Raw genomic sequence first — 1,669 nt, 5'->3', positions numbered from 1 at the left:
CTCTCAAGAAACACCAGATAACTGATTGATTTTCATGGTGTTTTCAAGCGGTGTTGTCGGAGGGCACGAGCTGCATGCCCATGGCTTTGGCCTTTTGGGCGAGGTTGTGCAAGACCCGCTGGCGGTAGCGCTCCTCGAAGTAATCCTGCCCCCGGTCGGTGTATTCCTGCCCGTGGGTGAGCATGGCGTAGATCAGTCGGGCCAGCTTGTGGGCAGCGGCCGTGACGGCCTTGGGTTTGTCCATGCGCGCGCACATTCGCCGGTAGTACGCACCCAGCGCCGACTGGCTCGAACGCAGGGCCGCTGCCGCCAGCCGCAGCGCCTGGGCCGCGCGGTTGGCGCAGCGCTTGGTTTTGCCACTCATGACCTTGCCCCCGGTGATCTTGGTGCCCGGACACAAACCCAGCCAGGAGGCGAAGTGCTTGTCGCTGGGGAACTTGCACATGTCGGCGCCCACCTCGGAGACCACCACCAGCGCGGTGGTCACGTCGATGCCGTCGATGCGGGTGAGGTCCACACCGCACATCTGAAAGAGCTGGGTGCGCAGATCGAACTTGGGGGCATTGCGGGCGCGCCCGCGCTTCTTGCCTTGGGCCGGTTCGTCTTCGCGCACATGCAGGGCCTGCAACTGCGCCTGAACCTGCGCGTCGCACTCGGCCAGTTGGGTGCCACAGAAGTCAAACGCGTCCAGGGCCTGCTTCAAGGCAAAGAGGTGCTCGGCGCGCCAACTGCCTTGCAGGCTCTTGGCGATCTCGTCCTCGCTGGCGCGGATGCGCGAATTCTTCAGGCGGGCCAAAGCCAGGCCATCGCGCTCACCGGCGACGATGGCGCGCAGGATCTTCTGGCCCGTCTCGCCGGCCACGTCGGAGATGACATTGGCCAGCTGGATGTTCATCTGGGTCAGGGCCTTTTGCATGTGCTGCACGAAGCGGCCCTGGCTGCGCAGCAGCATGGTGCGCTGGCGGCTGAGCGAGCGCAGCACGCAGACCTGATCAGCCGGGCGGAAGGCACCGCGCAGCAGACCAAAGCTCATGAGTTGTTGCAGCCACTGGCAGTCCAGCACATCGCTCTTGCGGCCCGAGACGTTCTTGACGTGACGGGCGTTGACCAGCAGCACAGTGAAACCGCGCGCTTCGAGCAGTTCGTACAAGGCAATCCAGTAGACCCCGGTGGACTCCATGGCCACGGTGTCCACGCCGCAGGCGTCGAGCCAGTCTGCCAGGCGGTGCAGATCGGCGGTGAAGCTGGCGAACTCGCGCACGGGTTCATCGTCGCGGTCTGGCGGCACGGCCACGAAGTGCGCGACGCTGCCGATGTCGATACCAGCGGCATTGGGGTGAGTCAGGGTGATGGCCGACTGGGTGGTGGGCCGCTTGCGTTGAGCCATGGCATCCTCCATCATGAGAAGTGGAACGTGGCACCGGCTCGGGTACGTCGTCTTGATCACTCTCTCAAACGGGATGCCTGTGCCGGACCCAAGCGGCTCGGCACGAGCTCACCAATGTCGATGACGCAGCCCACGACCACGCTAACCCGCGGGCAATGTGCACCATTGCTACTTCGGTCTTTGCCAGTGCTGCGTTCCACCATGCCATATTCGGCAGGCCAACGCCACGTGTTTCTTCGGCACGATTTGCGGCACGGGCGGGCCGATTACTTCGCTAACCCC

1 protein-coding gene is annotated in these 1,669 nt (G+C 64.1%); it reads right to left on the bottom strand.

Annotation, left to right across the window (positions count from 1 at the left end):
• Positions 1–43: 43 nt before the first annotated feature.
• Positions 44–1,387 carry an IS110 family RNA-guided transposase gene (locus D3F03_RS17095; protein ID WP_119110636.1) on the bottom strand — a complete coding sequence of 448 codons (1,344 nt, stop codon included), beginning with the start codon at positions 1,385–1,387 and terminating at the stop codon, positions 44–46.
• Between the last annotated feature and the right edge of the window lie 282 nt (positions 1,388–1,669).

Source organism: Simplicispira hankyongi, from assembly GCF_003570885.1.
GTDB lineage: Bacteria > Pseudomonadota > Gammaproteobacteria > Burkholderiales > Burkholderiaceae_C > Simplicispira > Simplicispira hankyongi.
Note: the sequence above shows the minus strand (reverse complement) of the source record. Positions and strands in the feature narration are given on the sequence as shown.

Bases quoted from the DNA above. Each gene is read 5' to 3' on its own strand.
- D3F03_RS17095 (WP_119110636.1), bottom strand. From the start codon at position 1,387: ATGGCTCAACGCAAGCGGCCCACCACCCAGTCGGCCATCACCCTGACT.